This window comes from Cellulomonas septica (genome assembly GCF_012396155.1).
Taxonomy (GTDB): domain Bacteria; phylum Actinomycetota; class Actinomycetes; order Actinomycetales; family Cellulomonadaceae; genus Cellulomonas; species Cellulomonas septica.
In genome coordinates, this window is the sequence record NZ_JAAXOY010000462.1 from 1 (window position 1) to 2987 (window position 2987).

Below are 2987 nucleotides of genomic sequence, written 5' to 3' on the forward strand. Positions count from 1 at the left end.
TGCCGAGCGCGTGCCGCAGCTCCGTGGCGTCGGCGCGCTCGACCGGACCGAGCTGGTCACGGCCCAGCCGCGTCGCGAGCGCGGCGGCGGTCCCCATGACCGCGGCGGCCAGGGCGAGCGCGGCGGCGTCCTTCACGCGGCCCGCGGGGAGCACCAGCCCGAGCACGAGACCGACGCCACCGCCGACGCCGGCAGCCGCCGCACCGAGCGTGGGCGTCAGCGAGTTGGCGGTGAGCAGGAGCGGACCGTCGACGACGCGCGGCAGCGACGCGGACAGCGCCGAGAGCAGGAAGCGGTTGATCGACAGGTTCACCAGCGCGAGGACGTACACCGCGGGGGAGACGCCGTCGGTCGCCATGAGCACCGCGATCGTCACCGTGAGGACGACGCGCACCAGGTTGCCGTAGAGCAGCACCTGCCGGCGGCGCCACCGGTCGAGCAGCACGCCCGCCCACGGACCGACGATCGTGAACGGCAGCAGGAGCACGGCGAAGGCCGCCGCGACGCCCGTCGCCGTGCTCGCGTTCTCGGGGGAGAAGAAGAACAGCGTCGCGAGACCGACCTGGAACATGCCGTCGGCGGTCTGGCTGACGAGGCGCACGGCGAACAGCCTGCGGAAGCCCTCGAGCGGCCACAGCGCCCGGAGGTCGGCGATCACCTGCACGCTGCCATCCTCGCACCCGCTCCGGACAAGCGGCCGCGGGCGGGGTCGTGCGTGCGTGCGCCGCCGGTGGCCCAGGCGCCGTGCGGCAGTGCGTCGGGTGTGGGCACCGAGGTGACATCCACCACACGCGCCACCGGAACGCATGAACTTCAGGCCGCCGAAGATGAACGCTCGGTGAACTGGGACCATTTCCGGCCCGAGCACCCCTCGCGACCCTGCACGCTCTACACCGTGGACGGGACCCTCATCCTCGCGCTCGTCGTCGCGGCAGCCCTCGCGTTCGACTTCACCAACGGCTTCCACGACACCGGCAACGCGATGGCGGCGTCCATCGCGACCGGGGCGCTCAAGCCCCGCGTCGCCGTGCTCCTGTCGGCCGCGCTCAACATGGTCGGCGCGTTCCTCTCGCTCGCCGTCGCCGCGACCATCGCCAAGGGCATCGTCGACCAGGGCGTCGTGACGCTCCCGCTGGTCGTCGGCGCGCTCGCGGGCGCGATCGTGTGGAACGTCGTCACCTGGTACCTCGGGCTGCCGTCGTCGTCGTCGCACGCGCTCGTCGGTGCGCTCGTCGGCGCCACCCTCGCCGCGGTCGGCACGGGCGGCGTCGTCTGGTCGGGCCTCGTCCAGAAGGTCGTCGTCCCCGCGCTCCTCGCGCCCGTCATCGCCGGCACCGTCGCCGCCCTGTCGACCGCGCTCGTCTACCGCATCACGCGCCGCGTCCCCGTCGACGCGCGCGACAAGCAGCTGCGCTGGGGTCAGATGGCGTCGGCGTCGATGGTGTCGCTCGCGCACGGCACCAACGACGCGCAGAAGAGCATGGGCATCATCCTGCTCGCGCTCGTCGCCGGGGGAGCGGTGCCCGCCGGGTCCGACGTGCCGATGTGGGTCGTCGTGTCGTGCGCGCTCGCGATGGCCGCCGGCACCGCGCTCGGCGGGTGGCGCGTCATCCGCACGCTCGGCAAGGGCCTCACCGACATCCAGGTGCCGCAGGGCATGGCGTCCGACACGTCGTCCGCGTCCGTCATCCTCGTGTCCAGCGCCTTCGGGTTCCCGCTGTCGACCACGCAGGTCGCGACCGGCTCGATCCTCGGCTCGGGCGTCGGGCGTCGCGAGAAGGTCCGCTGGGCCGTCGCGGGCCGCATGGGCGTCGCCTGGCTCGTCACGCTGCCCGCCGCCGCCGCGTTCGGCGCGCTCGCCGTCGGCCTCGAGCACGTCGTCGGCGGCGACGCCGGCCGCGAGGCCGAACGTGGCGGCGTCCCGCACCGCCCGCAGGCGCTGGAGCCGCAGGCCGACGACCCACCGCATGTCCGCACCCGAGGCCGCGAGCCGGTCCAGCACGCCGATCGCGCCGACGACCAGCGTGCCCGCACCCGGCGGCGGCGGCTCCTCCGTGACCGACCCCGTCGCGTCGAGCAGCCGGGCCAGGTCCGCCGCGAGGTCGTCGAGGCGGAGCAGGTCGCGGAGCGGGACCTCGTGCGCGCCCTCGTCGGTGACGCTCGTGGCGTGGGCCCCGCCCGTGACCACCACGACCCGCTGAACCTTCATGCGTGCGCTCCTCCCACGGTCCGCGCCGACGTCGTCACTACGGTGTCGCCCCCTTCACGTCGATGTCGATGTCGAACCAGTAGGGCACCTTGTCCCCTGGGTCGAGCTTGTACTCCTGGAGCACCTTCGGGTCCTTGATCATGCGCGCCTCGACCCACCTGCCGCCCGGGGCGAACGAGAACGCGACCGACTCGATCGTGCCGCCGCTCTGCACGATCGCGTTCGTCGCGTACTGCACCGAGTGGCAGGTGCGGGCGGCGTCGTCGAGCGAGACCCCCTTCTTCACCTCGGCGCCGATGTGGGCCATGGAGCGCTCGTTGATGATCGTGCTGATGTGCACGGTGCGGCTCCGACCGTAGAACGACGCACCGTACGTCGCCTCGAGGATCTTCATGGCGCGGATGGTCAGGTACGCCTCGAGCGGTGTGCCCCTCGCCGTCATGGGCGGGCTGATCGGCAGCCACCTGTCCTGCTTCGGGATCTTGTGGAGGAACGCCTCGGCCAGCACGAGCGTCTTGGTCCCCTTCTGGTAGCTCCGCACCATCCGGCCCACCTGCCCGCCGGGTGCCCGCACGAGGGTCTCGATCGAGACCTCGTCGGGACGGTCGTCCGGGGTGTCGGTGAAGGTCCAGCCCGGCAGCCCGACCTTCGGGTCGATGCTCTGGTAGAGGCCCGGCACCATGGTGTCGGTCCGTGCCGGCGGGCCCCCGGTGCCGCCGGGGCCGGGCGTCGGCTGCCCGACGGGGCCGACCGGAGCCGGGCCGGTGGCCTGCGGGCC

Annotated in this window: 2 protein-coding genes and 1 pseudogene; 1 reads left to right on the forward strand and 2 read right to left on the reverse strand. The window is 73.3% G+C overall.

Annotation, left to right across the window (positions count from 1 at the left end; genetic code table 11):
• Positions 1–664 (reverse strand): annotated as a pseudogene (locus HGA02_RS15045) (MFS transporter); the annotation flags it as partial.
• A 231-nt stretch (positions 665–895) separates the two neighbouring features.
• Between HGA02_RS15045 and HGA02_RS15050 the strand changes: the two are divergent.
• Positions 896–2347, forward strand: coding sequence for an inorganic phosphate transporter (locus HGA02_RS15050; protein ID WP_343035499.1), 1452 nt, complete (start codon positions 896–898; stop codon positions 2345–2347).
• Here HGA02_RS15050 and HGA02_RS15055 read toward each other — a convergent pair.
• A partial coding sequence (locus HGA02_RS15055) for a hypothetical protein (RefSeq protein WP_210728625.1) occupies positions 2247–2987 on the reverse strand: 741 nt, incomplete at its 5' end. The genes HGA02_RS15050 and HGA02_RS15055 overlap by 101 nt on opposite strands.